At 68.9% G+C, this 25,969-nt stretch carries 24 protein-coding genes and 1 tRNA gene; 10 read left to right on the top strand and 15 right to left on the bottom strand.

Annotated elements, in window-relative coordinates; all coding sequences use genetic code 11:
- Positions 1–476 precede the first annotated feature (476 nt).
- The 3 genes from GC150_11180 to GC150_11170 all read right to left on the bottom strand — a co-directional run bounded on the left by GC150_11180 (position 477) and on the right by GC150_11170 (position 3,801).
- Positions 477–552: transfer RNA gene (locus GC150_11180), tRNA-Thr, on the bottom strand.
- A 176-nt stretch (positions 553–728) separates the two neighbouring features.
- Positions 729–2,270 (bottom strand): heme biosynthesis protein HemY, encoded by a 1,542-nt coding sequence (locus tag GC150_11175; protein ID MBI1385462.1) that lies wholly within the window; start codon positions 2,268–2,270, stop codon positions 729–731.
- Between the two features lie 67 nt (positions 2,271–2,337).
- The gene (locus tag GC150_11170) at positions 2,338–3,801 is read right to left on the bottom strand and encodes a hypothetical protein (GenBank protein MBI1385461.1); all 1,464 of its coding nucleotides are present in this window, start codon (positions 3,799–3,801) and stop codon (positions 2,338–2,340) included.
- Here GC150_11170 and GC150_11165 point away from each other — a divergent pair.
- Entirely contained in the window at positions 3,800–4,078 is a 279-nt protein-coding gene (locus GC150_11165) for a hypothetical protein (GenBank protein ID MBI1385460.1), read from the top strand. The genes GC150_11170 and GC150_11165 overlap by 2 nt on opposite strands.
- 48 nt (positions 4,079–4,126) lie before the next feature.
- Positions 4,127–4,324: a hypothetical protein gene (locus GC150_11160; GenBank protein MBI1385459.1), complete on the top strand. Its 198-nt coding sequence runs from the start codon at positions 4,127–4,129 to the stop codon at positions 4,322–4,324.
- A 178-nt stretch (positions 4,325–4,502) separates the two neighbouring features.
- Here GC150_11160 and GC150_11155 read toward each other — a convergent pair whose 3' ends face one another.
- Both GC150_11155 and hemC read right to left on the bottom strand, forming a co-directional pair.
- Entirely contained in the window at positions 4,503–5,363 is an 861-nt protein-coding gene (locus tag GC150_11155) for a hypothetical protein (GenBank protein MBI1385458.1), read from the bottom strand.
- The gene (gene hemC, locus GC150_11150; protein ID MBI1385457.1) at positions 5,285–6,226 is read right to left on the bottom strand and encodes a hydroxymethylbilane synthase; all 942 of its coding nucleotides are present in this window, start codon (positions 6,224–6,226) and stop codon (positions 5,285–5,287) included. The genes GC150_11155 and hemC overlap by 79 nt, the downstream gene beginning before the upstream one ends.
- Before the next feature lie 155 nt (positions 6,227–6,381).
- On the opposite strand from hemC, the gene tsaD reads away from it, so the two are divergent.
- A complete protein-coding gene (gene tsaD / locus GC150_11145) occupies positions 6,382–7,470 on the top strand; it encodes a tRNA (adenosine(37)-N6)-threonylcarbamoyltransferase complex transferase subunit TsaD (GenBank protein MBI1385456.1) in 1,089 nt (362 codons plus the stop codon).
- Positions 7,467–8,507: an NAD(P)H-dependent glycerol-3-phosphate dehydrogenase gene (locus GC150_11140; GenBank protein ID MBI1385455.1), complete on the top strand. Its 1,041-nt coding sequence runs from the start codon at positions 7,467–7,469 to the stop codon at positions 8,505–8,507. Before tsaD ends, GC150_11140 begins: the two co-directional genes overlap by 4 nt.
- Positions 8,508–8,588: 81 nt before the next feature.
- Here the strand turns inward: GC150_11140 and gshB are convergent, their stop codons facing one another.
- From gshB to rsmI, 3 genes are all read right to left on the bottom strand, one after another.
- Positions 8,589–9,536: a glutathione synthase gene (gshB, locus tag GC150_11135; protein ID MBI1385454.1), complete on the bottom strand. Its 948-nt coding sequence runs from the start codon at positions 9,534–9,536 to the stop codon at positions 8,589–8,591.
- A gap of 102 nt (positions 9,537–9,638) precedes the next feature.
- Complete coding sequence (locus GC150_11130; protein MBI1385453.1) at positions 9,639–10,070, bottom strand: YraN family protein; 432 nt, start codon at positions 10,068–10,070, stop codon at positions 9,639–9,641.
- Positions 10,067–11,134, bottom strand: a complete 1,068-nt coding sequence (gene rsmI, locus GC150_11125) for a 16S rRNA (cytidine(1402)-2'-O)-methyltransferase (protein MBI1385452.1) — start codon at positions 11,132–11,134, stop codon at positions 10,067–10,069. Before rsmI ends, GC150_11130 begins: the two co-directional genes overlap by 4 nt.
- 306 nt (positions 11,135–11,440) lie before the next feature.
- Between rsmI and GC150_11120 the strand changes: the two genes are divergently transcribed.
- Complete coding sequence (locus tag GC150_11120; GenBank protein MBI1385451.1) at positions 11,441–12,769, top strand: ABC transporter substrate-binding protein; 1,329 nt, start codon at positions 11,441–11,443, stop codon at positions 12,767–12,769.
- A gap of 12 nt (positions 12,770–12,781) precedes the next feature.
- Here the strand turns inward: GC150_11120 and GC150_11115 are convergent, their stop codons facing one another.
- Genes GC150_11115 through GC150_11100 form a run of 4 tightly spaced genes read right to left on the bottom strand, consistent with a single transcriptional unit; the run spans position 12,782 to position 15,858 of the window.
- Complete coding sequence (locus GC150_11115) at positions 12,782–14,050, bottom strand: coproporphyrinogen III oxidase (GenBank protein ID MBI1385450.1); 1,269 nt, start codon at positions 14,048–14,050, stop codon at positions 12,782–12,784.
- Positions 14,043–14,678, bottom strand: coding sequence for a non-canonical purine NTP pyrophosphatase (locus GC150_11110; GenBank protein ID MBI1385449.1), 636 nt, complete (start codon positions 14,676–14,678; stop codon positions 14,043–14,045). The genes GC150_11115 and GC150_11110 overlap by 8 nt, the downstream gene beginning before the upstream one ends.
- Complete coding sequence (locus tag GC150_11105) at positions 14,675–15,088, bottom strand: glyoxalase/bleomycin resistance/extradiol dioxygenase family protein (protein MBI1385448.1); 414 nt, start codon at positions 15,086–15,088, stop codon at positions 14,675–14,677. Before GC150_11105 ends, GC150_11110 begins: the two co-directional genes overlap by 4 nt.
- Positions 15,089–15,144: 56 nt before the next feature.
- Positions 15,145–15,858: a ribonuclease PH gene (locus tag GC150_11100; GenBank protein ID MBI1385447.1), complete on the bottom strand. Its 714-nt coding sequence runs from the start codon at positions 15,856–15,858 to the stop codon at positions 15,145–15,147.
- Between the two features lie 347 nt (positions 15,859–16,205).
- Between GC150_11100 and hrcA the strand changes: the two genes are divergently transcribed.
- Both hrcA and grpE read left to right on the top strand, forming a co-directional pair.
- Positions 16,206–17,270, top strand: coding sequence for a heat-inducible transcriptional repressor HrcA (gene hrcA / locus GC150_11095; GenBank protein MBI1385446.1), 1,065 nt, complete (start codon positions 16,206–16,208; stop codon positions 17,268–17,270).
- A gap of 201 nt (positions 17,271–17,471) precedes the next feature.
- Positions 17,472–18,215, top strand: coding sequence for a nucleotide exchange factor GrpE (gene grpE, locus GC150_11090; protein MBI1385445.1), 744 nt, complete (start codon positions 17,472–17,474; stop codon positions 18,213–18,215).
- Between the two features lie 45 nt (positions 18,216–18,260).
- Here the strand turns inward: grpE and GC150_11085 are convergent, their stop codons facing one another.
- From GC150_11085 to GC150_11075, 3 genes are all read right to left on the bottom strand, one after another.
- On the bottom strand, positions 18,261–20,078 hold the full coding sequence (locus GC150_11085) for a hypothetical protein (GenBank protein ID MBI1385444.1): 1,818 nt from the start codon (positions 20,076–20,078) through the stop codon (positions 18,261–18,263).
- A 208-nt stretch (positions 20,079–20,286) separates the two neighbouring features.
- Positions 20,287–20,940 carry a DUF4337 family protein gene (locus GC150_11080; protein MBI1385443.1) on the bottom strand — a complete coding sequence of 218 codons (654 nt, stop codon included), beginning with the start codon at positions 20,938–20,940 and terminating at the stop codon, positions 20,287–20,289.
- A 155-nt stretch (positions 20,941–21,095) separates the two neighbouring features.
- A complete protein-coding gene (locus GC150_11075; GenBank protein MBI1385442.1) occupies positions 21,096–21,680 on the bottom strand; it encodes an alpha-ketoglutarate-dependent dioxygenase AlkB in 585 nt (194 codons plus the stop codon).
- 361 nt (positions 21,681–22,041) lie between these two features.
- On the opposite strand from GC150_11075, the gene dnaK reads away from it, so the two are divergent.
- From dnaK to pyrF, 3 genes are all read left to right on the top strand, one after another.
- Positions 22,042–23,964, top strand: coding sequence for a molecular chaperone DnaK (gene dnaK, locus GC150_11070; GenBank protein ID MBI1385441.1), 1,923 nt, complete (start codon positions 22,042–22,044; stop codon positions 23,962–23,964).
- Between the two features lie 138 nt (positions 23,965–24,102).
- The gene (gene dnaJ, locus GC150_11065; GenBank protein MBI1385440.1) at positions 24,103–25,245 is read left to right on the top strand and encodes a molecular chaperone DnaJ; all 1,143 of its coding nucleotides are present in this window, start codon (positions 24,103–24,105) and stop codon (positions 25,243–25,245) included.
- Position 25,246: 1 nt separating this feature from the next.
- Positions 25,247–25,957, top strand: a complete 711-nt coding sequence (pyrF, locus tag GC150_11060) for an orotidine-5'-phosphate decarboxylase (GenBank protein ID MBI1385439.1) — start codon at positions 25,247–25,249, stop codon at positions 25,955–25,957.
- Positions 25,958–25,969 lie beyond the last annotated feature (12 nt).

Here is a 25,969-nt window from a genome sequence, read left to right as displayed (position 1 = left end):
GACCATAATTCGCGACGGGCTCGTTGTTGTAGGCCCCGATGTTGGCCTCGAAGGTGGCACCGCCGGCGGCCGCCTGGCGGTCCGAGAGCACGACCTTGCCGAAGTCCGCGCGCGGCGAACCCACGAGCTGCTGGGCCTCGGAACGACCGGGGCCAGCAATTGCGACGGCGATGGTGACGGCCGTGAGAAGGGCCCACCCCGCATGGCCTGCGATGCGGCGAGATTCCGAGGGTCTGCGACGCGGCTCAGGGACGAGCGCCGTCGATCGGGCCAACCCACTCCGCCACCACCCACGCACTCTCATGGCCGCTCCCCATGGTTCGTGTCGGTTTCGCACTCGTGGTTGCCATGATGCTCCGACACGCGCGCGAATGGAAGCGCGAGAGCCAATGCACAGCGGGCGCCGTGTTCCACGCCGAGAGGGTCGGGGTCGGCGATCGGAACTCGGCCGTCGGTTGGCTTCGTCGTGGGAAAAATGGTGCCGCTTGTCAGACTCGAACTGACGACCCCATCATTACGAATGATGTGCTCTACCAACTGAGCTAAAGCGGCGGTCGGGCCGTGGCGGCCCCACGTCGGGCGCACGCCGGAGCTTCGGCGGCGCGCATCGCGGGTGCTTAGCTTCTTCGCCCCCATCGCGCAAGACGTAACCGCCGGCATGGCGGGCAAGGCCAAGCACCGCCCGGTACGGCGGTCCAGCCCGGGCGAACCCCCGTCGGTGCGCGACGTCAGCCGGTCGCCGTGCGCGCAGCCCGACCGGTCGAGACAGCGAAATCCTTCGCGCTCGGACCCGAACCGCTCGCAGGCCCCCCTTCCGGCTCCACCTCGACGACCTCGACGTCGGCTTCGGGCACGGCGGCGGTGGATTTGGCGTGGCCGCCGTTGCTCCCGTTGCGCTGACCCATTCCGGCATCATCGAGCAGCCCGCCGGCGGCGGCGGCCAAGGGCACCAACTCTTCCATCATCAGGGCCTGGCGGGACTTGTCGAGCGCCTCGGTGGGCGTGCGCCACTCGAAAGCGTCGAGTCGCCCGGTCACCGGCGATACGGGCGCCCAATGGTCCGAGACGACACCGTCGGCGATCCAGGCGGGATCGCGCGGCGCGTTCACCGCGCGGGCGATCCATTCGCGCACCTTGCCGCGGTCGCCGAATTCGCCCCCCTCGATGCGCGCCATCAACGTGCAAACACGCTTGGTCAGGCGGCGGTCGAGCAGCGGACGCAATGCGTGGCGGGCGGCCTGCCAATCGTGTGCCTCGACGGCCGCGACCGCAACGGCGATCGGCGCCTCGAGTTCGTGCAGGCGAAGGGCCGTCAGCTCCTTGACACGCCGCAGGCGATCCTTTGGCGAGTCACCCGGCCGCGCGAACGCATAGGCGAGCGCGAGATCGGGGTGGGGCGCGGCCTTCCATGTCGCCTGCAGGATGCTGGCGGCCTTGGCGGTGTGGCCCCGACTGGCGAGAAGACGACCGGCGATCTCGCCGGCCGGAACGAGATCGGGGGCGAGCTTGTGGGCCTCGGTGGCGAGACGCATCGCCTCGTCGATGTCCTGGTCTTCCTGGCGCTGCGCCTGGGCCGTGAGAAGCACGGCACGACGGCGCTTGGCGACGTCCTTGGTGATGTGCCCGCTGCGCTGCGCGACGGCGAGGGTTTCGAGCGCTTCGGCCCAGCGCCCTTCACGGCACTGGATGTCGAACAGCGCCGCGATGGGCCATTCCAGCTTCGGATTGATGCGCATGGCCCGCTCGGCGAACTGGCGGGCCGCCTCGTCGGCGTTCTGCTGCTTGGCCTCAAGGAAAAGGCCGCGAAGTCCGAGTAGCTCGGTGTTGGGATCGCCGAGCATGGCCTCGTAGATGCGATGCGCAGTAATCTCGTCGCCTGACAATTGCGCTGCCTGGGCACGCAGGAGGTCGGTCAGCGGCTCGTGCGGGAGTGTGCGGCGGGCCTGCTGGGCGTAGCGCATGGCGAGCTCGCGGTCGCCAGCCCCGACCGCGATGATGCCCGTGGAGAGCGCGTCCATGCCCTTGGTCTGCTTGCGCCGCCGCAACAGGTCGAGGATCTGGCCGGGACTGGTCAGCAGCCGCTGCAATATCGACCAGAACAGAATGGAACCGCCGACAAGGACGAGCAGCGCGATGACCGCGTTCATCAGCGGAACGGTGACCTCGTAGCCTTGCCAGTCGATCACGAGGTTGCCCGGGCGATCGGCCAGCCAGGACATGCCGTAGGCGATAGCGGCCACGGCGACAAAAAATGCGATCAGTCTGATCATCGGACCACCATCAAATCGTAGCTCGGCTTCCACCCGCCAGCCGGTTCGCCCGCACGACGCCGGCCCATCAGTTCGCTGGGGCGCCGGCCAGGCGCTGTTTCAGGCGGGCTTCGATATCGGCCATCGCCTTGTCGACCGCGACGCGCGACTCGAGCTGGGCAAGCCAGGAAGCGATCGCCTCGCGGGCGGGCCCCTGGAGGCCGGCCGCTTCCTCGAGCGCGCCGGCGAGATCGCCCGCGCCAAGGCGTGTCTCCATGCGTGCGACCACAGCCTCGGTTCCGTCGCCCGCGATATCACCCGTGCGTCGCACCTTGACCAGGGAGCGGGCACCGGACCAGAGCTGGCCGACGACGCTGCCGTCACCGCTCGCGGCCTGCTCGGCATCGAGTGCCGCGCGTGCCATGTCCGGGAACGCACGCTGGAGTTCGACGGGGCTCGGCGCACCGGAGCTGGCAATGCCTTCGAGGCCGGAGAGATCGAGATCGGCGGGCGCCCACTCCTTGACGCGCGCGAGGATCGGGCCGGCCGGTTCGCCACGCGCCAGGGCGCGGCGCAGGTCGGCGAGTTCGAGGGCGAGGACGATCTGGCGGCTGGACTGCTGACGCAGGCTCTCGTTCTCCACCACACGCCCGACATCGGCGGCCATTTGTCCGACCCGGATCGCCAACGGGGCGATCGCAGCCTGCACCTTGTCGTCGGTCGCAAAGCCGGCCAGCGTCTTCTCCATGGTGTCGGAGAAGGCCGTCACGGCCGTTTCGACGCGCTGGACCTGCTCGGTGACGGTGCGCATGCCAGCGCTCTGCTCGTCCTGTGCGGCGGCGACCCGGTCGAGGCGGCTGGTGAGAGCTTCGGTGCCCGACTTGATCGCCTCGATGTCGAGTCCGAGCCGACGGTCACCGGCCTTCAGCGTCTCGATCGCCTCGAGGCGCGCCTCGCCCGCCGCGCGCAGCGCGGTCACTTCCCCGGATAGGCGCCCCTCGAAGGCTGTCAGCCGCTCGCCGACCTCGGCGCGCAAGGCTTCGGTTCGCGTGTCGAGCGCGACGGAAAAGTCGTTGATCCGGCCACCGAGGGCGGCCAACTGCGGCGCTACATCGGGGGCCGATGCGGCCGCCGGAGCCTCGCCGAGCTTGGCGAGCGCCTGCTCGAGGGCCGCGAGACGGTCGGTGAAGTCGGTGGGCAACGCGGCCGGCGTCGCGGTGGCCGCGCCGTCGAGACGCTGGGCCAAGGCCGCGGTCTGCTCGGCGAGCGATTTCTGGCCCGACTGCAAATCCGCGAGGCCGCCGGCAAGCTGTTCGACGGCAGTCAACCGCCCGGAAATCGTGGCGAGGCCATCGCCGTCGGGAGCGGACATCCCGGCCAGACGCTGCTCGAGGTTCGCCACCGTCGAACGAAGGTTGGCCAGTTCCGCCGGATCGCCGGCAACCTCGGTCGGCGCCAGAAGAAGGCCGGACGGAAGGACACCTGGCAGATGCTGGGCGCCGAACAGCACCGCCAGGGCGCCGACGATGCCGGCGGCAAGGTGGCTCAGCATGCCGAGGACGCCGCCACCCGAGGCCCGAGCGGGAGCCGGGGACGTGGTCGCGCTCGAGCCGCCATTGCCACCCGACGGTGCGTCGGCAGCGGCAGCCGAAGAAGAGCCCGCCGAGGCGGAGGAGGCGGCGCTGTCCGCTGCGCTCCTCGTTGCGCCGGTCGACGATCTCGCCGGCGAGGAAGGGACGGCCGAGGCCGGGGCCGAAGCTCGCGCCGAGGATGTCGTCGCGTCGGCAGCTCCAGAAGCCCGCTCCGAGGGCATTGCGGGGCGGACGTGACCTGCGTCACCAACGAAAGTGAGCGGTCGGCTCGGGGTTGGGTTGGTCATGGCCGATGCCTGGGATTTGCTGGTTGAGGTGGGGGCCGGAGGCGTCGACGTCGCGGTCGGCGCCGCTTGGCTCGCGGCGGTCGCCGTTGCCGAGGAGGCTGCGCCCATCGCAGGTGCCGAAGATGCCGCCGATGAGGCCGGCGCGCTGCGAACCTCCTTGGCCTTCAGATCGATCGTCGCCGTCGGCCGCTGCTGATGCGGCCCCGACGGGCGTCTCGGTGGAGTGCGCTTGGCCATCGTCTTCCTCTCGTCGCCGGCCCCGGCGCGGCGCGCCAGAACACGGCAGCGCACCGAATGCGATGCCTCGAAGCTCCGATCGTCGGAGGCTCCGGGCGCGCGGGGCGGTGCCCGAATATCAGCGGATTGTGTTCAGATCATCTTGCCGCGCCGCCACCCAGCAGTGCAAGTAGTTCTTGACTGTTGGGCTTTTGCGACACCGCGATCCATAGCCCACCGCGCCCCCTCGATACATGCTCTGCAAGGGCTCGGCCAAGTGCTTCGCCGATCGCGGGCGAGAAACAGTAGTGCCGCAAGCTGGCCAGTTGTTCTGCACGGCCGGATGCGACCGACAGCGCAACCAGTCTGCGTGCCCCCTCGGCAGAGAAGTGGGTTACGGCATCGAGAGCGGCGTCGTCGAGCGCGGTGGCGATGGCGTCCGGCAGCGTCGTAACGTAGCGCGTGCGATAGACCGCGATGCTGCGGGCGGCAATGCCCGCGTCGGTGAGCGCAGCCGTGACGTCGACGGCGAGACGGTCGCCGGTCAGGTGACAGACGAGCCCTGCGCGGCCCTCGGTATCTCGACTTGCCTCGCGGTCGGCCAGGAGTTCGTCGCGGATGACCGAGACGAGGCGGGCGCCGTCCCCGGGCCCCGGGCGGACGGCACGAAAGCCGGCGGCACGGGCGGCATCGGCAGTGGCGTCGCCGACAGCGAACAGCGGCAACCCGAGAAACGCCTCGGGGATCGCACCATGCCCGGAAAATGCCAGGAGCCCGTTGGCGCTGGTCAGAACGAGGGCGGCGACGTCGGTCGGGCTGGGCAGGTCTACGGACAAAGGCTCGATCCGCGCGATCGGTGCGAGGAGGCACTGGTGACCCCCGGCCTCGAGCAACCCGGCAAAGTTCGAGCCGCCTGGCTCCGGCCGCGTCACCAGAACCCTCACGAGCGCAGCGCCTCGAAAAACGCGCTGCCCGCCGCGATCCGAAGGTGGTCGGCCGCCGCATCGGCGAGTGCCAATCCATCGGCCAGAGGACCGCGCCGCTCGACCGCATAGTGCTGGCGACCGTCGGGCGACAGGATTTCGCCGCGCAGAACGACCTCACCGCCCTCGATCACGGCGAGACCGGCGATCGGGGTGTGGCACGAACCGTCGAGGCCGGCCAGGAAGCGGCGCTCCACGGCGACGGCGGCACTGGTCGGGGCATGGTCCAGGGGGGCGACGAGGCCGGCGGTGAACTGGTCGTCGGTGCGGACCTGCACACCGATCGCGCCCTGGGCGACGGCCGGCAGCATCTCCTCGACACTCAGCACGCTCGCTGCATGGGCCTCTGCTCCGAGGCGGCGCAGGCCGGCGATGGCGAGAAGTGTTGCATCGGCCTCGCGGCGCTCGAGCTTGGCGAGGCGGGTCTGCACGTTGCCGCGGAACATGACCACTTCGAGATCCGGACGCCGACGCAGAACCTGCGCCTGGCGACGGAGCGAAGCGGTGCCGAGGCGCGCCCCGGGAGGCAGGTCGGCAAGCGAGCGGGCGAGCGGGGAAACGAAGGCATCACGCACGTCCTCACGCGGCAGCATGGCGGCAATCGAAAGCGTTTCCGGCGGCTGCGTGGCCATATCCTTCATCGAGTGCACCGCTATGTCGATGTGGCGGTCCAGAAGGGCCTGCTCGATCTCCTTGGTGAAGAGGCCCTTGCCGCCGACCGCCTTCAAGGCACGATCGAGAATGCGGTCTCCCGTGGTCTTGATCTCGACGATCTCGACGGCCTCGGGCCCGATCGCACCCGTTGCGATCAGGGCATCGCGGACCGCGTTGGCCTGGACCAGCGCCAGGACGCTGCCGCGCGTGCCGATGCGTACCTGCTGTGCATTGCGTTCGACCATGATCCATCCTACCTCGCTCAATCGGGCGCACCCGCGGAGGTCTCTCACCGGTGAGACCGGCAAAGCCCAACGGGTGACTAATGCGCCGTGGCGCGCCGGCCTGCAACCGCAAGGGGCTGCGCAATCGCGCCGGACGACCAAGGATTCGTCACGCCATGACCGTCACCACGAGAAACCGCGAACTCCTGGTGCTCGGCATCGAGACGAGTTGCGACGAAACCGCGGCCGGAGTCGTGCGGCGCGATGCCCATGGCCGGGGTACGATCCTCTCCAACGTGGTGCGCGATCAGGTGGCGGCACATGCCGAGTTCGGTGGCGTGGTGCCGGAGATCGCGGCGCGCGCCCATGCCGAGATCACCGACACCGTTGTGGCCGCGGCGCTGACCGAGGCTGGTGTCTCGCTGGCTGACCTCGACGGCATCGCGGCGACGGCGGGACCCGGTCTCATCGGCGGCGTCATGGTCGGACTGGTGACCGCCAAGATGCTTGCACTCGCGGCGGGCAAGCCGCTCGTTGCGGTCAACCACCTCGAGGGGCACGCACTGACGGTGGGTCTCAGCGAAGGGGTGCGGCCACCCTACCTGCTGCTGCTGGTCTCGGGAGGCCACACGCAACTGCTCGCGGTCGAGGACATCGGGCGCTATCGCAGGATCGGCGGCACCATCGACGATGCGCTCGGCGAGGCCTTCGACAAGACCGCCAAGATGCTCGGGCTCGGTTATCCGGGCGGCCCGGCGGTGGAGCGGCTGGCCGTATCGGGTACGGCCGACCGGTTCGCCTTGCCGAGGCCGCTGAAGGGCCGGCCGGGGGCCGACTTCTCGTTCGCCGGCCTCAAGACGGCGGTGCGCCAGATCGCCGAGACCCTGCAGCCGATCGACGAGGCGACGGCGCGCGACCTCTGTGCCGCGTTCCAGGCGGCGGCGATCGAAACAGTGATGGATCGCGTGGCGAACGGAATGGAGATTTACACCAGGAGCCGGGGCGAGGGGCGACACTTGCAGCTCGTGGTCGCTGGCGGGGTGGCGGCGAACCGGGCAATGGCATCGGCGCTCGCGGCGCTCGCAGCGCGGTTCGGCTTTTCCATCGCCGTGCCGCCGGCCCGCCTCTGCACCGACAACGGGGTAATGATCGCATGGGCGGGCGCCGAACGTCTCGCTCGCGGTTGGGTGGATGGCCTCGAGGTGCCGGCACGTGCGCGTTGGCCGCTCGATGAAGCGCAATTCGTCAGCGGGGTGGCGACGTGAGCCAAGGCACGGAAAGTTCGGCGGGGGCGTCCGAAACGACCGGGTTCACACGCGTCGGCGTGGTCGGGGCCGGTGCGTGGGGCACGGCGCTCGCCATTTCGCTGGCACGGGCGGGCCGGCAGGTGACACTCTGGACGCGGCACGAGGAACATGCCGCCCGCATTCGCGAGAGCGGGCACAGCGATCACCTGCCGGACGTCGGGATCGCTGCGAACATCCGCGCAACGAGCGAGGCGCGCGCGCTCGCCGGGCTCGATGTCCTGCTGCTGGCCATGCCGGCCCAGCACATGCGCTCGGTCGCGACGGACGTGCTCGCCGCGATCCTGTCGGACGGCACACCGCTCGTCGGATGCGCCAAGGGCATCGAGGTGGCGAGCGGCAAGCTCATGCACGAGGTCGTCGCAGAGTGCCTGCCGGCGGGGCGATACGCGGTGCTCTCGGGGCCGAGCTTTGCCGACGAAGTGGCACGCGGGCTGCCGGCGGCGGTGACACTGGCCAGCCGGGACGCGGAGCTTGCAGCCAAGCTCGCGCACGCCATGGCAAGTCCGTCACTGCGCATCTACTGGACGGACGACGTCGTCGGTGTCGAGGTCGCGGGCGCGCTCAAGAACGTGCTCGCGATCGCCGCCGGCATCGTGGCCGGACGACATCTCGGGGCCAGCGCGCACGCCGGCCTCGTCACGCGCGGGTTCGCCGAATTGAGCCGGCTCGCCTGCGCGCTCGGGGCGCGGGCGGACACGCTCACCGGGCTCGCCGGGCTCGGCGACCTCATGCTGACGTGCTCGAATGCCAAATCGCGCAACATGTCGCTCGGGCTCGCGCTGGCCGAGGGGCGCGGGCTCGAGGAGGTGCTCGGGGCGCGGCGCGCGGTGAGCGAAGGGGTGGCGACGGCGCTGGCGGCCGATGCCATGGCCCGCAAGCTCGGGCTCGATCTGCCGATCACCGCGGCGGTCGCCATGTTGGTTCGCGGAGAGATCAACGTCGACGGCGCGATCGGGGCGCTCCTTGCCCGTCCACTGCGGGGCGAAGCTGGCTGACGCCTGCCTCGACAACGGGCGGGGGCCGCCGGGTCGCTCCAAGGGACAACAATCCCCCCCCAAGCTTTCGGCGAGCCGCCCTCAGGCGGCCGCGCGGCGGCGCTCGATGGCATCCCAGATCATGGCCGCGATGTCGTTGCCGCCGAAGCGCTTGACCTCGCGAATTCCTGTCGGCGACGTGACATTGATCTCCGTCAGGTAATCGCCGATGACGTCGATGCCGGTGAAGAGGAGGCCGCGCTCACGCAACGCCGGACCGAGGCGAAGGCAAATCTCCTCGTCGCGTGCCGTCAACGCGATGGGCTCGGGACGACCGCCGACGTGCATGTTGGAGCGCGTCTCCCCACTCGCGGGAACGCGGTTGATGGCGCCCGCGAACTCTCCGTCGACGAGAATGATCCGCTTGTCGCCGTCGCGCACCTCCGGCCGGTACTGCTGCACCATGAAGGGCTCGCGCGACATGGACTGGAACAACTCGACGAGCGCATTGAGATTGGAATCCTCCGACGCGAGTCGAAAAACGCCGGCGCCACCGTTGCCGTAGAGCGGCTTGACGATGATGTCGCCGTGGCGGTCGCGAAAGCGGCGCACCTCCTCGAGGCTCCGCGTCACCATGGTCGGGGGCATCAGATCGGCGAAATCGAGGACGAAAAGTTTTTCGGGTGCGTTGCGCACGTGAGCCGGGTCGTTGACCACGAGCGTGCGGGGATGAATGCGCCCGAGCAGGTGGGTGTTGGTGATGTAGGACATGTCGAAAGGAGGGTCCTGGCGGAGCAGGACGACGTCGAGAGCGCCGAGATCCTGGCGCCGGGGCTCGGCGAGACTGGCATGGGAGCCGACGACGTCGCGAACCAGCACGTTCGAGCCGGTCGCCATCAACCGACCCTGGTCCAGCGTGACAGTGGCCGGCTGGAAGTAGAAGAGTTCGTGTCCGCGCGCCTGGGCCTCCAGCATCATCGCGAACGTCGAATCGCCAGTGATCGCGATCCGCTCGATGGGGTCCATCTGAACACCGACGCGCAAACCCATTGCCACCTCCCCGATCCCTGTCCTTGCGAAATGCTGCCGACACGCCCAGCAACGGCGCGCGGCTGCCCGGTCGCGGGACGAAACGCGCGCCCAGCGACAATGTCAAACGCCATCGAGCCCCGAGCGATCGAAGGCACCGATGAAGCCCGCGCGATGAGACGGCAGCCGGCCCGGCCGCGCCGTCACCAGATCGAAGCGCGGTGCGAGGTGGGAAAGGCGCGGACGGCCCGCCAGATAGTGTTCGGCGGCGCGCACCAGCCGGCGCGCCTGGCGCGGCGTGAATGCGGCTATGGCAGCTTCTTCGCTGTCACGGCGCTTGACCTCGACGAAGGCTATGGTGGTCCCACGCCGCGCGACGATGTCGATCTCGCCGACCGGCGTGCGATGGCGGCGCGCGAGGATGCGGTAGCCCTTGCAGGTCAGCAGCAGCACCGCCAGCCATTCGGCCGCAAGGCCCACCCGGTAGCGCCGGCGGCGCTCGGCGAGCCGTTCGGCCCCCCACCCGGGCCGCTCCCGCGGGTCCGGGCCGCTCATCGGTCCTTCGAGCGCCCGCGCATTCGCGACGGGCGCGGGCCAGAGGGTGGCAGGTCTGCAATGGGGGGTGGACCGGCCACAGGCGCGGCGCCCGGCGCGGGCGGCGCCTCCTTGCCGAGGCTGAGATCGTAGACCCGACCGCGCGACACGCCGAGGTCGGCGGCGACGAGGCGGACAGCATCACGTTGCGAGAGGTCGGCCGGCATGGCGGCGAGCCGCTCGCGGATCATCGCATCCGTCACCTCGCCCGGGACGGCGGGACCGAGGACGACACAGACCTCTCCGCGCGGTGGCGTCGCCGAGGCCCATTCGGCGAGTTCGGCGAGCGAGCCGCGACGCACCTCCTCGAAGCGCTTGGTCAACTCGCGGGCGACAGCGGCGGTGCGGTGGTCGCCGAGGATTTCGCGGCCGTCGGCCAGGAGCGCTGCGAGGCGATTGGGGGCCTCGAACAGGATGACCGGCAGATCGGCCGCGCGCAGCGCCTCGAGGCGCTGACGCCGGGCGAGTTGGCGCGAGGGCAGGAACCCCTCGAACATGAAGCGATCGGTCGGAAGGCCCGAAACGACGAGGGCGGCGAGTGCGGAGGAGGCGCCGGGAACGACGCTGACGTCATGGCCGGCGGCGAGGGCCTCACGCACCAGCTTGTAGCCAGGGTCGGAGACGAGCGGCATGCCGGCATCGGAGACCAACGCCACCGAGGCACCGCTGGCCAGAGCCGCCAGGATGCGAGGCCTCTCACGCTCGGCACCATGGTCCTCGTAGACCTGGAGCTGGCGATCGATGCCGCATTGCTCGAGGAGCTTGCGGGTGTGGCGGGTATCCTCGCAGTAGAGGCAATCGGCGAGCGCCATGACGGCGATGGCGCGCAAGGTGATGTCGCCGAGATTGCCGATGGGAGTGGCAACGAGGTGCAGACCCGGCGCGGGCGGCCGCAGGAGCTGGATGGTGAGTAGGCGGGCAGCGGCGGCCAGCGCCCGCGCCTCCCGCGTTCCAGGCGCAAACGACGCGGCGGAGCCATCGGTCACAGAGTCCGACGCCGGAGCATTGCCGGTCTCCTCGCTCATATCGGCACTCCAGGTCCGCCGCACGATGTGGCGCAATGGCCGCGTGGGCGCGGCGGCTTTGCGGTTTCGCGTACGGGCAATCGAGTTGTTCCTACCTTCGATATTGAACGTACAAGCCGAATCTGCGCGATTGAAATGGTCGCTGATGCATCCAGGCCTCGGGCGTGACCGTTTTTTGGCCACGCTCGCCGGCCAAATGGTGCTAGCTGGGCGTGGTCACAATTGGCAAGCAGGCCGCAAAGCGGCTAGCTCACCACGAGAGGCCAACGGAACTGTCGCGTCGATCCTTGGGGACGGGTGATCGCAATGCATCTCGTGCGCCTCATGACCGCTGGAGTGCGCCCACGCAATCGCGCGGCGGACCTCGCGCGCGCAGCAGCGTCCGGCGTCCGGGCGTGCATGATGCGCGCGCGTGCCGTTGTCGCCGTCGGCGTGGCCGGTGTCGTGCTCGCGGCATGTGCCGTAAGCGGCCCCGGCGTCAACCAACCCTCGAGCAGCACCGCCAACGTGGCGCCGCCCAGCGGGGCCGAGGTGGCGCTCGGGCTACAGCAGCCCGTCAAGGTGGCCATGCTGCTGCCGCTGTCGGCCACGGGCCCCGCCGGAAAAGTGGCCAAAGGCCTCAAGCAAGCTGGGGAACTCGCGCTCTTCGAGCAGAACAACCCGAACGTACTGCTGTTCACCAAAGACACGGCCGGCACGGCGGAAGGCGCGCGGCAGGCGGCGCAGGAGGCCATCGCGGCGGGCGCCGAACTCATCATCGGGCCGCTGTTCGCAAAGAGCGTCGAGGCGGCCGCCGCCGTCGCGCGCCCGGCGAACGTGCCGGTCATCGCCTTTTCGACGGACCGGGCAGTCGCCGGCAACGGGGTTTACCTGCTGAGCTTCATGCCGGGCGAGGACATCTCGCGGGTCGTCGGCTTCGCCAGCCAGCAGGGCGGGCGCAACTACGCAGCCCTTTTGCCGCAATCCGAATATGGCCAACGGCTCGCCGCCGCCCTCGACATCGCGGTGCGGCGAAACGGCGGTACGGTCGCCACGGTGCAGAGCTACCCGCTCGACGCCAACGGCATGCTCGATCCGGTCAAGCGCGTCAAAGACACCATGACCAGGGCCAGCAACAGCGGACGCCCCGTAGACGTGCTGCTCATCGCGGGCGGTCAGGACAGCTTGCCGACCCTCGCCACCCTGTTGCCCTACAACGACATCGACACGCGCAAGCTGCGCCTCATCGGCACGAGCGATTGGGACTTCCCGGCGGTCGGCCAGCAGGAGGCACTCGTCGGCGCATGGTATCCGGCGCCCGATCCCGATGGCTGGCGCGAATTCACGAGCCGCTTCAGTGCCACCTATGGCAGCGTGCCGCCGCGCATCGCCAGTGTCGCGCACGACGCCGTCAGCCTCGCCATTGCACTCTCGGCCAACCCCGCCGGCCAGCGCTTCACCGCCGCCAACCTGACGCGGCCGAGCGGGTTTGCCGGGATCGACGGCCTGTTCCGGCTGACCGCCGAGGGCACGTCCGATCGCGGCCTCGCCGTTCTCGAGGTGCAGAAGTTCGGACCGCGTCTCGTCGATCCCGCGCCGACGTCGTTCGGTCCGGCGCTCTATTCCGGGGTGCCCGCGGCACCGGCCACCTACTAGGACGGCGAGCAATCAGACGGCGGGCGCGGGCGGCGGTACCGGGCGCAGCCCACGGGAAAGCTCGACCAGCAGGCTGTCCAGAACGAGCAAACCGGATGGGGTTGCCGCGAGCCGGCCCGCCGCGCGATCCCAATTCACCAAGCCCTGGCGCTCGAGGTTGCCGAGAAACGCCGGGGCGAGCGCCAGCCCGGAGATCTCCGCGAGGCGGGCGAGCGAAATCCCCTCGGTGAGCCGCAGGCCCATCACCAACATCTCGTCGGCCATTTCCGAGGACGTCAATTCCGCCTCACGGGTGACGCCATGACCGACCTCCTCGACACGCGTCAGCCAGCGCTCGGGCTGGCGCTCGCTTTCGGTGGCGACGCGGCCATGAGGGGCGGGGCCTGCGCGTTCCAGCCGACCATGGGCACCAGGGCCGATGCCGATGTAGGCGCCATTGCGCCAATAGAGCAGGTTGTGCCGGCTCTCCTGGCCGGGGCGCGCGTAGTTCGAGACCTCATAGGCCTCGAGACCGGCGGCGGTGGTCAACTCGCCGGTCAATTCGTAAAGCCCAGCCGCGCTTTCCGGATCCGGCACGACAAGGCGGCCCGCGGCGTGCAGCGCCTCGAACGGCGTACCGGGCTCGATGGTGAGCTGGTAGAGCGAAAGATGGCCGGCCGCCATATCGAGGGCCTCGGTGAGTTCACGCGCCCAGGCTTCGGGCGTCTGACCCGGCCGGGCGTAGATGAGATCGAAAGAAACGCGCTCGAAGGTCGTCAGCGCGACGGCCATGGCGGCACGCGCCTCGCTCGCGGTGTGCAGCCGGCCGAGCCGCGCGAGGTCCGCGTCGACCAGCGCCTGGATGCCGAGCGAGACGCGGTTGACGCCGGCGGTCCGATAACCAGCAAAGCGGCCCGCCTCGACGCTCGAGGGATTGGCCTCGAGGGTGATCTCCGCGCCCGAAGCGAGCCCGAAACGATCCGCAACCGCGTCGATCACCGCCGCGACGGTGGCCGGCTCCATGAGCGACGGCGTGCCACCTCCGAAGAAGATGCTGGTGACCGCCCTCGCCCGACTGCGCCCGGCGAGCGTCGACAGTTCGGCGAGGTAGGCGCTGCGAAATCGGTCGTGCTCGAGCGGTGTGCGGCGGACGTGGCTGTTGAAGTCGCAGTAGGGGCATTTGGAGGCGCAGAACGGCCAATGGACATAGATGCCGAAGCCCGGATCGTCGGGCGATGGGGCGCCGGCCTCGGACGACCGGCGGGACGCGGTGAAGGTGCCGCGATGAACCGGCTCAACCATGGTCGCCCAGGGCGTTCGCGACGAACTTTCGGAAGGCGGCGGCGCGGTGGCTGATGGCGTGCTTGCGGGCGGGCTCCAGCTCTCCGAACGTCTCGCGCATGCCTTCGGCCACGAACATCGGGTCATAGCCGAAACCGTTGGCACCCCGCGGCGGCCAGACCAGGTGACCGAAGACCTTTCCCTCGAAGACCCTGTCGCCGGCATCCGGCAGGGCGAGGCAGAGGGCGCAGGTGAAGTTGGCAATGGGCCCGGGCGGCTCCCAGCCGAGGCGCGCAGTGACGGCCTCCCGGACCTTCGCCATGGCGAATGCGAAGTCCTTGCCCGGCCCCGCCCAGCGCGCCGAATAGATGCCCGGTGCACCGTCCAGACAGGCGACTTCGAGGCCCGAATCGTCGGCGAGCGCGGGTAGGCCCGATGCCACCGCCGCCGCAACGGCCTTGAGACGCGCATTGCCGGAAAACGTCTCCTCGGTCTCATCGGGCTCCGGCAAGCCGAGGGCTTCGGCCGAAACGGCTTCCAGGCCATAGGGGGTGACGAGGTCGCGGATCTCGCGGACCTTGCCGGGGTTGTGGCTGGCAACGAGCAGCCTCTGGCCGGAGCGGAGCGGAGCGAAATTTCCCGAACTCATGAAAAGCCCCAGATGCGTGGCTCGGCGATCTCGATCGAATTGCCAGCCGGGTCGCGAAAATAGATCGAGCGGCCACCCCCCGGCCAATCGAAATCGGCCTCGATCGCCACGCCGGCCGCCGTCAGCTTGTGCCGCCAGCCCTCGATTTCCGCCGCGCTCGCGGCAAGGCAGACGTGGCCCGGGCCGTTCGCTCCATGCGGCGGCACCGGAAGTCGCGCGTCGCCCGGAACGGCCGCCGATCCGGCAGGGTCGAAGACCAGCAGCATGGCGCCCTCGAGGCGGAAGAAAACATGGCGGCCGGACGAACGAACCACCACCTCGAGGCCGAGCACTCCGGCATAGAAGCGCTCGGCTGCATCGAGATCATCGGCATAGAGAGCGGCCTCGAGGAGGGCCGGGCGGGCGACCATGGTCCCAACTCCTGAAACGGCGCCGACAAGCGACACGATCCAGCCGCCGCTCGGCGTCAGGCGACGGTCAGGCGCTGCAGACTGACGAGGTCGGCAATGCCCTTGCCGGCCAGCCGATAGAGTTCGTCGAACTCCTCGCGAGAGAAGGCGACCGTCTCGGCCGTCGCCTGCACCTCGACGATCGCACCCGCGCCGGTCATCACGAAGTTGACATCGGCGGCGGCCTCCGAATCCTCGGCATAGTCGAGATCCAGCACCGCGCGTCCGCCATGCAGCCCGCAGGAGACGGCGGCCACGTTGTCGCGGAGCACGCCATCACCCACCATGTCGCGCGCGCGCATCCAGGCGATGCAATCGTGCAGCGCGACCCAGGCGCCGGTGATCGACGCGGTGCGCGTGCCGCCATCGGCCTGGAGCACGTCGCAATCGATCACGATCTGGCGCTCGCCGAGCTTGGTCAAGTCGACGACGGCGCGCAGCGAGCGTCCGATCAGCCGCTGGATCTCGACCGTGCGGCCGCCCTGCTTGCCGGTCGTTGCCTCGCGGCGCACCCGCTCGTTGGTCGCGCGCGGCAGCATGCCGTACTCGGCGGTGACCCAGCCACGGCCCTGCCCCTTCAGCCAGGGGGGCGTGCGGTCCTCGAGGGAAGCCGTGCAGAGCACATGGGTGTTGCCGAACCTGACGAGACAGGAGCCCTCGGCATGGCGCGAGACGGCCCGCTCGAATTGTACCGGGCGAAGTTCGTCAGCCTCACGTTTCGATGGTCGCATTGTCCAATTCCGGTCGCGCAAATGGGTGAACTGACGAACGAGGAGAGTGCCCGGCGGAGCTGGCCGGCGGCGGCACCTCAGCCGCCCCGAGCCGGCGGCTCACCGAGCATTCCACAGATTGAAATTCGCGTGCCAGGCGGACCTGAAGGTCCACCCCTGAGCCAAGCCGATCCGCCGCCGTTCGCTTCGACGGGTCGCCCCTCGTGGCCGTTCCACCTACACTAGCCACGAGCAATGACCATATCAACGCCGAATGGCGGCGATCAATCGCGGGCGTTTGACCGCCTCCGTGCCATTATCTACCCTCTCGCGGACGAGGATCAGCGCCGCACAAGCGAAGGACCGAGATGACAACGGATACGCGCCACCCGAGAATTGAACTCGACGAGCGCTCCCAGACGATCTTCCGGCGCATCGTGGAAAGCTACCTTTCCACGGGTGAGCCCGTCGGCTCGCGCAATCTGTCGCGCCATCTGCCGATGACGCTTTCGCCCGCTTCGGTGCGCAACGTCATGGCCGACCTCGAGGCACTCGGTCTCATCTATGCACCGCACACCTCGGCCGGCAGGCTGCCGACGGAGACGGGCCTCAGGCTGTTCGTCGACGGCCTTCTCGAACTCGGCGATCTGACACAGGAAGAGCGCGCCTCGATCGAACTCAAGATCGGCGCCACACGCCAGGCGAGATCGGTCGAAGAGGTGCTGACCGAGGCCGGCGAGATGATCTCGGGTCTCTCGCTGTGCGCCGGACTGGTGCTCACCGACAAGCACGTGGTGCGGATCAAGCACATCCAGTTCGTGCCACTGGAGCCGACGAAGGCGCTCGTGGTCCTCGTCGGCGACGACGGAAACGTCGAGAACCGGATCGCGGACCTGCCCGAGGGGATGCCGGCAAGCGTGCTGACCGAGGCGTCCAACTATCTCAACGCGCACCTGCGGGGGCTCTCGTTCGAGGAGGCGCGGCTGCGGATCAAGCTCGATCTGCAAGCGGCCAAGGCGGAACTGGATACACTCTGCAGGCGGGTCATCGAGGCCGGTCTCGGTCCCTGGTCCGGCGACGAGAGCGAGCGGCGCAATCTCATCGTGCGCGGCACGTCGCACCTGCTCGCCGACGTCAGCGTGCAAGAGGACATCGGGCGAATCCGGCGGCTGTTCGACGATCTCGAATCGAAGCGCGACCTGATCCGCATCCTCGGGAGCGCCGAGCAGGGCGAGGGCGTGCGCATTTTCATCGGCTCGGAGAGCAATCTCTTTTCACTGTCCGGGTCTTCGCTGATCGTCGCACCGGTCGCGGATGCGCAAAAGAAGATCGTCGGCGTGCTCGGGGTGATCGGGCCGACGCGGCTCAACTACGGCCGCATCATCCCGATGGTGGACTACACTGCGCGCGTGGTCGGCAAGCTGATCACTTGATCTATCGACCTTGCATCGATATTTGCCGACCTCACATGGCCCGGGGGCGCAAGCAGGTGACCATCGCGTCGGCGCGGCCGGATTTCAGGGGCGCGCCGGCAAAGGAAGGCAGGCACCGGGCAGGCCATCGGCAACTTGCGACGATCCGGCGACCGACGGGTTCCGTTGCGCCGCGATGTCGCGTTCGAGCGGACAAGGCGAATGAACGAACCATCCAAGGCGACGGGCGCACCGGCGCCCGAGGACGTGAACGAGGGTGTGGCGCAGGCTGCGGCCGGCACGCCGGCGGACCACGCGAAGGTCGATGTCGAGGGCCAAGGCGACGCTGGGACCGGCGAAGCGTCGGCGGATCGAGCGCCCGCGAACGAGCAGGCGGCAACGGTGGCCGAACTGACCCGGCAGCTCGAGGAGGTCAGACGAGCGCTGGCGGAGGCGGGCGATCAGCAGCTCAGGACGCTCGCCGATATGGACAACCTGCGTAAGCGCACGCGCGCCGAGGTCGAGAAGGCGCAGAAATTCGCGGTCGAACGCTTCGCCGGCGAATTGCTCAATGTCGCCGACACCTTCGAGCGCGCTTTGCAGCATGCGCCCGAGCCGGGCGCGGACGACAGCCGCCTCAAGGCATTTCTCGAAGGCATCACCGCCACCCAGCGCCAACTGATGGGTGCCTTCGAGAAGTTCGAGGTCGTGCGGGTCCCGGCCCTCGGCGAGCGGCTCGATCCCAACCGCCACGAGGCAGTGCAGCAGGTCGCCGATCCGAGCCTGCCGGATGGCACGATCACGACGGTCTATCAGCAGGGCTACGAGATCGCGGGCAGATTGCTGCGGCCGGCGATGGTGGTTGTCGCCACGGGCGGCCCGAGTCGCCCTCGGGGCGAGGCGGCGACCAATGGGGACGCCGGCCCGAATGGCGACACCGGCGAGCCGGCCGCCGGCACGAGTTGAGGCGCGCGAGCCGCCGCGCCCAGCGGCGGCTCGAGGGTGGTGGCGTCAGTTGCCGCCTGCGGGCGCCGAGTTGGAGCGCGAGAAGGCGTTGCCGAGGATGGCCGCCGCGCCTGCCATGCCGCCCCCGGAATCGCCGCCGACCACCGTATGCGGGACGAGGCGGCTGACGAGGCCGACCAGCTCGGGCTTGCGCTCGAGGGCGGCAAGCGTCTTTTCGAGAGCCTGGAGAAGCGCGACACGGTCCTGGCCGAGGACGTTGGCCTGGGCGAGCTGACCGCGGGCGAGTTCCTCGAGGTACTGACGCTCGGCGCGGCCGAGGGCGGCGCGCTCCTGCTCACGCAGTTCGGCGACCTTCACCTCGATCTGCTGCTGCACGAGGCGCGGTTGCTCGTTGGCGGTCGCGCGGGCCTGCTCGGTTTCGATGCGCTTGTTCTGAGCGGCCGTCTCGCGGTCGTAGGCCTGGCTCAACTGGTCGGCGAGCTGCACGCGGAGCCGCGAGAGTAGCAGTTCCGGCGGGATCGCCGGCTCGCCGATGCGGATCTCCTTGACGTCGACGCCGGCCTTGGCGCCCTCCACCTTGATGGCCGCCTCGATGGTCTGCTCGAGGGCCTCACGGTTCTCGATGAGGTCGAGGACGCGGGTCGGGCGGATTTCGTAGGTGATCGGCTCAATGATGGCGCCATCGGCATCACGCACTGGCGTGCGGATGGCCGAGCCCGCGACATTGCGCACGATCGAGCGGATGGCGGGGGTCAGGATGCGGTTCTCGATCTCCTGGAGGCCGCCGACGGAGCCGACCACCACGGGCGCGTTTTCGGGATCGACCTGGACGAGGGCGCGCAATTCGACCGGTATGTCCCAGCCCTCGACCTTGACGAAAACCGCCCGATCGGCCGCGTCATTCGGAACGCTCTCGACCACGGATTCCTCGGTCTGGCGCAGGTTGCCCTGCTGATCGATCGAAAGGTTGATCTTGCGGCGGTTGTAGCCGCCCCGGTACTCCCAGGTCTGCACGCGTGTGTCGACGAGGGTCACCTCGTAGGCGCGGCGGTTGAGGTAGTAGGCGCCGGGATAGAGCGGCTCGCGCCAGATGCCGACACAGCCCCGCGAGACGAGCGGAACGGTGAGGGCATCGGGGATCTGGCGCCCGCCGGCGGCGGCGGCGACCTTGCGCTCCTGGCAGTCGGTGCCCGGCGCGGCGACGTTGGACTTGACGACGCCGACGTGGCCGGCGGGGATGATGGTCGCGGCCGTGCTGGTTTCGCCCTTGCCGCCGGTCGCGACGCGCACGTCGAAGAGGTACTGGTTGATGCGGTAGCTGCCGGGGCGCAGAACGGTCTCCTGCGGTCCCTTGAAATACACTCCCGAGGAGAGGAATTTTTCGGCGTCGAGCAGTTCCGCGACCTTGTCGTCGGGAACCGCCGGAGCGATGAACATACCCTCCGGCATCGGCCTGCCGTCGACGGCCGTGATCTCGCCGTAGTAACCCTGAGGGATGTTGATCACGGCAAATTCCTCGATCTGATAGAGGACGCGGATCAGCGGTTCGAAGTGAAAGCCCGGGCCGAGGATGCGCGCCTGCGGACCCTTTTCACCGCTTTCCGCGATGACGCGCCCGGGCGGCAGCTCCTGGAAGGCATAGACACGCTTGAGGTGGCCGACCGAGTTCGCGTCGATGAGCACGAACGAGGTCGAGGCCAGGAGGAAAAGACCGACGAGGGAGAGGAGCACGCCCCCGGTGCGGCCGCCGATCGCGGCAAGGGCACGATGGGCGGGGGTGCCGGCGCCCTGCGAGGTCACCGGTCGAAGGAGGGCGAACAGACCCACGATGAGGGCTATTACGCCAATGACGACACGCACCATGGCACTGCGCTCCTAATGAGGTGGGCGGAAGACGAGCTTCGGGGATGCCTGATCAAGCTCTCCAGACCGTTAATTAATACACTGATTCTCATGCATAATTGTCGCCCCTCGGCAACAGCGGGGCGATCCCCGCCACGGAGCCGCGACGGGGCGAGGATCGCATGCCATTTCGCTCTCGCCGGAGCGCCGCCGAGGCGGGGCGCGTGGTTCAGCCCTCGAAAAGCCGGATCATCAGCATCGGGTGGGCCCAGTCGATGCGGGTGAATGCCGCGATGCAGAAGAACCCGCCCGCGCCGCCAACGCAGAGCGCGAGCGCCAGCATCCAGCCGAGCTTGGTCAAGGCCGCGAGTGCGAAAAGCGCAAGGGATAGGGCGAGAAATGCCTCGGCGATATCGAGCTGATCGTCCGTGACGACCCGATTGGCGACACGCGCCTCGATCGCCCGGGCATCGCGCGACAGCTGCCTCAGTTCGACGACGTAGCGGTCGCGCTCAGTGGTCCATGCGACGATGCGGTTGGCGAGGGCGGGCGGCATTTCCGCCCTGCGCGCGCCGGCATAGAGGGCATCGTACTCATCGAGCTTGGCGTCTAGCACGAACTGGCGCAGCCGCTTGGCCTGATACTGATTCCAGAGGTTCGCGATCTCGCGACGGTCGGCGCCGTTCGCCTGGACGACGTTGCCGTTCTTGACGGAGCTGACCGCCAGGAACGCCGAGATGATGGCGACGCAAATGGCGACGGCGTTGGTGAAACGGTCCGAGCGCGGCTTGCGAAGCATGCCGTCGAGATCATCGAGCCGGGCCTTGAGATAGTCCTCGATGCCCAAACCGGAACCCGTGGCCGGAGCCTCCCGATCGCTCATTCACAACCTCCCGGAGAGAGCAGACGATCGCGCACGCCGCAGCAAGCCATCACAGCACGATGACAGAACTCGAGTTGCAGAGGCGGCGCGGGAGTGTCGTCCGAGGCCATGGTTTCGGCAAGTGTGGCGGAGTTGCACCGTGGCAGGCGCGACACTCAAGCCTTGCGGACGCGACGAAGAGTGAGGTTGCAGCGACCCTGGAGGCCGGCGATCCGGCCGGTGCCCGCCAGGATGCGGTCGATCCCGTGATGGCACCGCCGCGCCTTACCGCCCATGACGAGGACATCGCCCGAGCGCAACAGCACCCTCCGCGTCGGGTCACGGCGCCCCGGACCGCCGATGCGGAACCAGGCATCGTCGCCGAGGGAGACCGAGACGACGGGCTGGCCGAAGTCCTCCTCATCGGCATCGACGTGGAGTCCGAGGCGGGAGCCGGCGGCATAAAGGTTGACGAGGCAGGCCTCGGGCAGCGGCGCGGCCGGCGCGACGAGCCGCCAGAGGTCGAGGAGTGCCTCCGGCATCGCGGGCCAGGGCCGACCGGTCAGCGGGTGGCACGCCTCATAGCGGTAGCCGCCATCGCGATCCGAGACCCAGCCGAGGCTCCCGCAATTGCTCATGCGAACCGAGAAGGGGCGCCCCGTTCGCGGCATGGTCGGCTGGAACGGGGGTGCCGCTTCGAGCCGAATGGTGATTTCCCGCCAGAGTGCAGCCGCCGCAGCGGCGTCGAAGTGGCCAGGCATGAGAACGAGGCCGTCTGGCAGCCCCGCCCCCTCGGCGGGGACCGGCGGGCCATCATCGTTCCGGTTCACAACCATCGCCTGCTCGCTGCGATCGTCGGGCCGCAATCGCCCTAGGCACGCTCGACACCGGTCGCCAAAGCGCCCAGAAGGGTCCGGGAAACCACCAAGAGCCTCCGCAAATCGCGCGTTCCGGATCGACGCGGGTGCGGTTGCGTGCCACAAGCCATCTTCCTATATACCGCGCAAGCTGGCGGCTGTCGCAATTTCGCGGGGACCGAAGTGCTCCGGCGCCGCCAACGGAGCCCATTCCGGATGCCATGAGGGGTCCGGCCGGTCTGCCAAATGTGAGGGAATCAACCACATGTCGAAAGTCATCGGCATCGACCTCGGTACGACGAACTCCTGCGTCGCTGTCATGGACGGCAAGGAGCCCAAGGTCATCGAGAATTCGGAAGGCGCGCGCACGACTCCCTCGGTCGTGGCGTTCGGCAAGGACGGCGAGAGACTCGTCGGCGCGCCCGCCAAGCGCCAGGCCGTCACCAACCCGGAAAACACGCTCTTTGCCATCAAGCGCCTGATCGGGCGGCGCTTCTCCGACCCGATGGTGGAGAAGGACAAGAAACTCGTACCTTACGAGATCGTCAAAGCGGACAACGGCGACGCCTGGGTGCGCGCGCAGGGCACGGCCTACTCACCCTCGCAGATCTCGGCCTTCATCCTCCAGAAGATGAAGAAGACCGCCGAGGACTACCTCGGCCAGCCGGTGACGGAAGCCGTCATCACCGTGCCCGCCTACTTCAACGATGCCCAGCGCCAGGCGACCAAGGACGCCGGCAAGATCGCCGGTCTCGAGGTGCTGCGCATCATCAACGAACCAACGGCGGCAGCCCTCGCCTATGGCCTCGACAAAACGGACGGCACGCGAACGATCGCGGTCTACGACCTCGGCGGCGGCACCTTCGACATCTCGATCCTCGAGATCGGTGACGGCGTCTTCGAGGTGAAGGCGACGAACGGCGACACGTTCCTCGGCGGCGAGGACTTCGACATGCGCATCGTCGACTACCTCGCCGACGAGTTCCGCAAGGAAAACGGCATCGACCTGCGCAAGGACAAGATGGCGCTGCAGCGGCTGCGCGACGAGGCGGAGAAGGCCAAGAAGGAACTCTCGTCCTCGAGCCAGACCGAGATCAACCTGCCGTACATCACGGCGGATTCCTCGGGGCCGAAGCACCTCGCCATGAAGCTGACGCGCGCCAAGCTCGAAAGTCTCGTCGACGATCTCATCGAGCGCACCAAGGCGCCCTGCCTCCAGGCACTCAAGGACGCCAAGCTCGCGGCCGGTCAGATCGACGAGGTGGTGCTCGTCGGTGGCATGACGCGCATGCCGAAGGTCCAGGAAACCGTCAAGAACATGTTCGGCAAGGAGCCCCACAAGGGCGTCAACCCGGACGAGGTCGTGGCGATCGGCGCGGCGATCCAGGCTGGCGTGCTGAAGGGTGAGGTCAAGGACGTCCTGCTCCTCGACGTGACGCCGCTTTCACTCGGCATCGAGACGCTGGGCGGCGTCTTCACCCGGCTGATCGATCGCAACACGACGATCCCGACCAAGAAGGGCCAGGTGTTCTCGACGGCCGAAGACAACCAGAACGCCATGACGATCCGCGTCTTCCAGGGCGAGCGGCAGATGGCGGCCGACAACAAATTGCTCGGCCAGTTCAACCTCGAAGGCATTCCGCCGGCACCGCGCGGCGTGCCGCAGATCGAGGTGACGTTCGACATCGACGCCAATGGCATCGTCAACGTCTCGGCGCTCGACAAGGCCACGAGCAAGGCGCAGTCGATCCGCATCCAGGCCTCGGGCGGCCTTTCCGACGCGGAAGTCGAGCGCATGGTGGCCGAGGCCAAGGCGAACGAGGCCGAGGACAACGCCAAGCGCGAGGCGGTCGAGGTGCGCAACTCGGGCGAAGCGCTGGTCAACTCCACCGAGAAGATGCTCAAGGAGTTCGGCGAGAAGGCGAGCCCCGAGGTGCGCGGCGAGATCGACAAGGAGCTGGCCGCGCTCAAATCGGCGCTCGAAGGCGACGACACCGACGCCATCAAGCGCTCGTCGGAGGCGCTCGCCCAGGCCTCGATGCGGCTCGGTGAAACAATGTATCGCGGCCAGGGCGGCGTTGATGGCGAGGACGGGAGCGCCGGCGGGTCGGGCCGTACGGGCGACGAGGGCGTCGTCGATGCCGACTTCGAGGAGGTTCGCGACGACGACCGCAAGAAGTCGGCCTGATGGCCGCGCGCGGCATAGTCACTCACGGGGCCGGTGCATGCGAGTGCGCCGGCCCCGGCAGTTCCCTTCCCCTATAGCCGGCGCACGGGTGGCCGGCCATGGCCGGCCCGGTGCCCGTGCCCTTGCGCAGGTGTGCACATGGCAAAGCGCGACTACTACGACGTGCTCGGCGTCAGCCGCACCGCGAGCGAACAGGAGCTCAAATCCGCATTCCGCACGCTCGCAAAGGAGCTGCACCCGGACAAGAACCCGGACAAGCCGGACGCCGAAAAGCGCTTCAAGGAAATCAACGAGGCCTACGAGACGCTGAAGGATCCGCAGCGCCGGGCCGCCTATGACCAGTTCGGCCACGCCGCGTTCGAGCAGGGCGGCGGACCCGGTGCGCACGGATTTTCGGGCGACTTCGGCGCCTCGATGTCGGACATCTTCGACGATCTCTTCGGTGAGTTCATGGGCGGCCAGCGGCGCGGTCGAGGTGGCCGCACGGCCCGCCAGCGCGGCGACGACCTGCGCTACAACATGGAAATCACGCTGACCGAGGCCTTCGAGGGCAAGACCGCCGAGATCAACGTGCCGACCAGCGTCGCCTGCGAAACCTGTGGCGGCAGCGGCACCAAGCCCGGCACCCGGCCGACGCAATGCCGGACCTGCAACGGCGCCGGCAAGGTGCGGGCGAGCCAGGGCTTCTTCACCATCGAGCGCTCGTGCCCGACCTGCCAGGGGCGCGGCGAGGTGATCGACGATCCATGCACGAGCTGCTCGGGTCAGGGGCGCGTCATGCGCGAGCGCACGCTTTCGGTCAACATCCCGGCCGGCGTCGAGAACGGCACGCGCATCCGCCTCGCCGGCGAGGGCGAAGCGGGGCTGAGGGGCGGGCCGCGCGGCGACCTCTACATCTTCCTCTCGATCGCGCCGCACCAGTTCTTCCAGCGTGACGGGGCGGATCTCTTTTGCCGCGTTCCGATCTCGATGGCGACGGCGGCGCTCGGCGGCCAGATCGAGGTGCCGACGCTCGACGGCAGCAGGGTGCGGGTGAAAATCCCCGAGGGAACCGAAACCGGCCAGAGCTTCCGATTGCGCGGAAAGGGCATGCCGGTGCTGCGCTCGAGCGTGATCGGCGATCTCAACATCCAGGTGCAGGTGGAGACGCCCAAGAACCTCAACCGTCGCCAGAAGGAGCTGCTGCGCGAGTTCGACAAGGCGTCCGACGACCGCACGAGCCCGGATTCGGCTAGCTTTTTCGCGAAGGTGAAGGCGTTCTTCGAGGGGAGCGGCGGCTAGGATGGCGGGGTGCAGGACAGCCGAGCGCCTCATCGTCGCGCTCGACGTGCCGACCCGCGCCGCGGCCGAGGCGCTCGCGGAGCGGATCGGCGATGCAGCCGGCGTGCTCAAGATCGGCCACGAGCTGATCTTCGGCGGCGACGGGATGGCACTCGCGCGCGAGCTCGCGGCGGGCGGCCAGCGCATCTTCCTCGATGCCAAGCTCCTCGACATCGCCAACACCGTCGAGAAGGCGACTGCCAATATCGCGGCAACCGGCGCGCACATGCTGACGGTGCACGGCCACGACGGCAAGACGCTGGATGCGGCGGTGCGCGGTCGCGGGGCGAGCGGCATGAAGCTTCTCGCCGTCACGGTGCTGACCAACCTCACCGACGCCGACCTCACCCAGCAGGGCCAGCGCATGGACGCACGCGAGCTGGTGCTGCACCGGGCGCGCCTCGCACGCGAAGCCGGCTTCGATGGTGTCATCGCGTCCGGTGAAGAGGCGGCCGACGTCCGGGCGGCAACGGGAGCGGACTTCCTCATCGTGACGCCGGGCATCCGGCCGGCGGGCGCGGCGGCGGGCGATCAGGCCCGCGTCATGACGCCGGCCCGCGCGATCGCGGCCGGTGCGACGCACCTCGTCGTCGGCCGCCCGATCACCGAGGCTGCGGACCCCGCCGCAGCGGCCCGCGCGATCGTCGCGGAGATCGCAGCGAGCGCCCGCTGACCTCACCCTCGC

Source organism: Hyphomicrobiales bacterium (assembly GCA_016125495.1).
Taxonomy (GTDB): Bacteria; Pseudomonadota; Alphaproteobacteria; order Rhizobiales; family RI-29; genus RI-29.
This window is presented reverse-complemented; position numbering and strand designations above follow the sequence as displayed.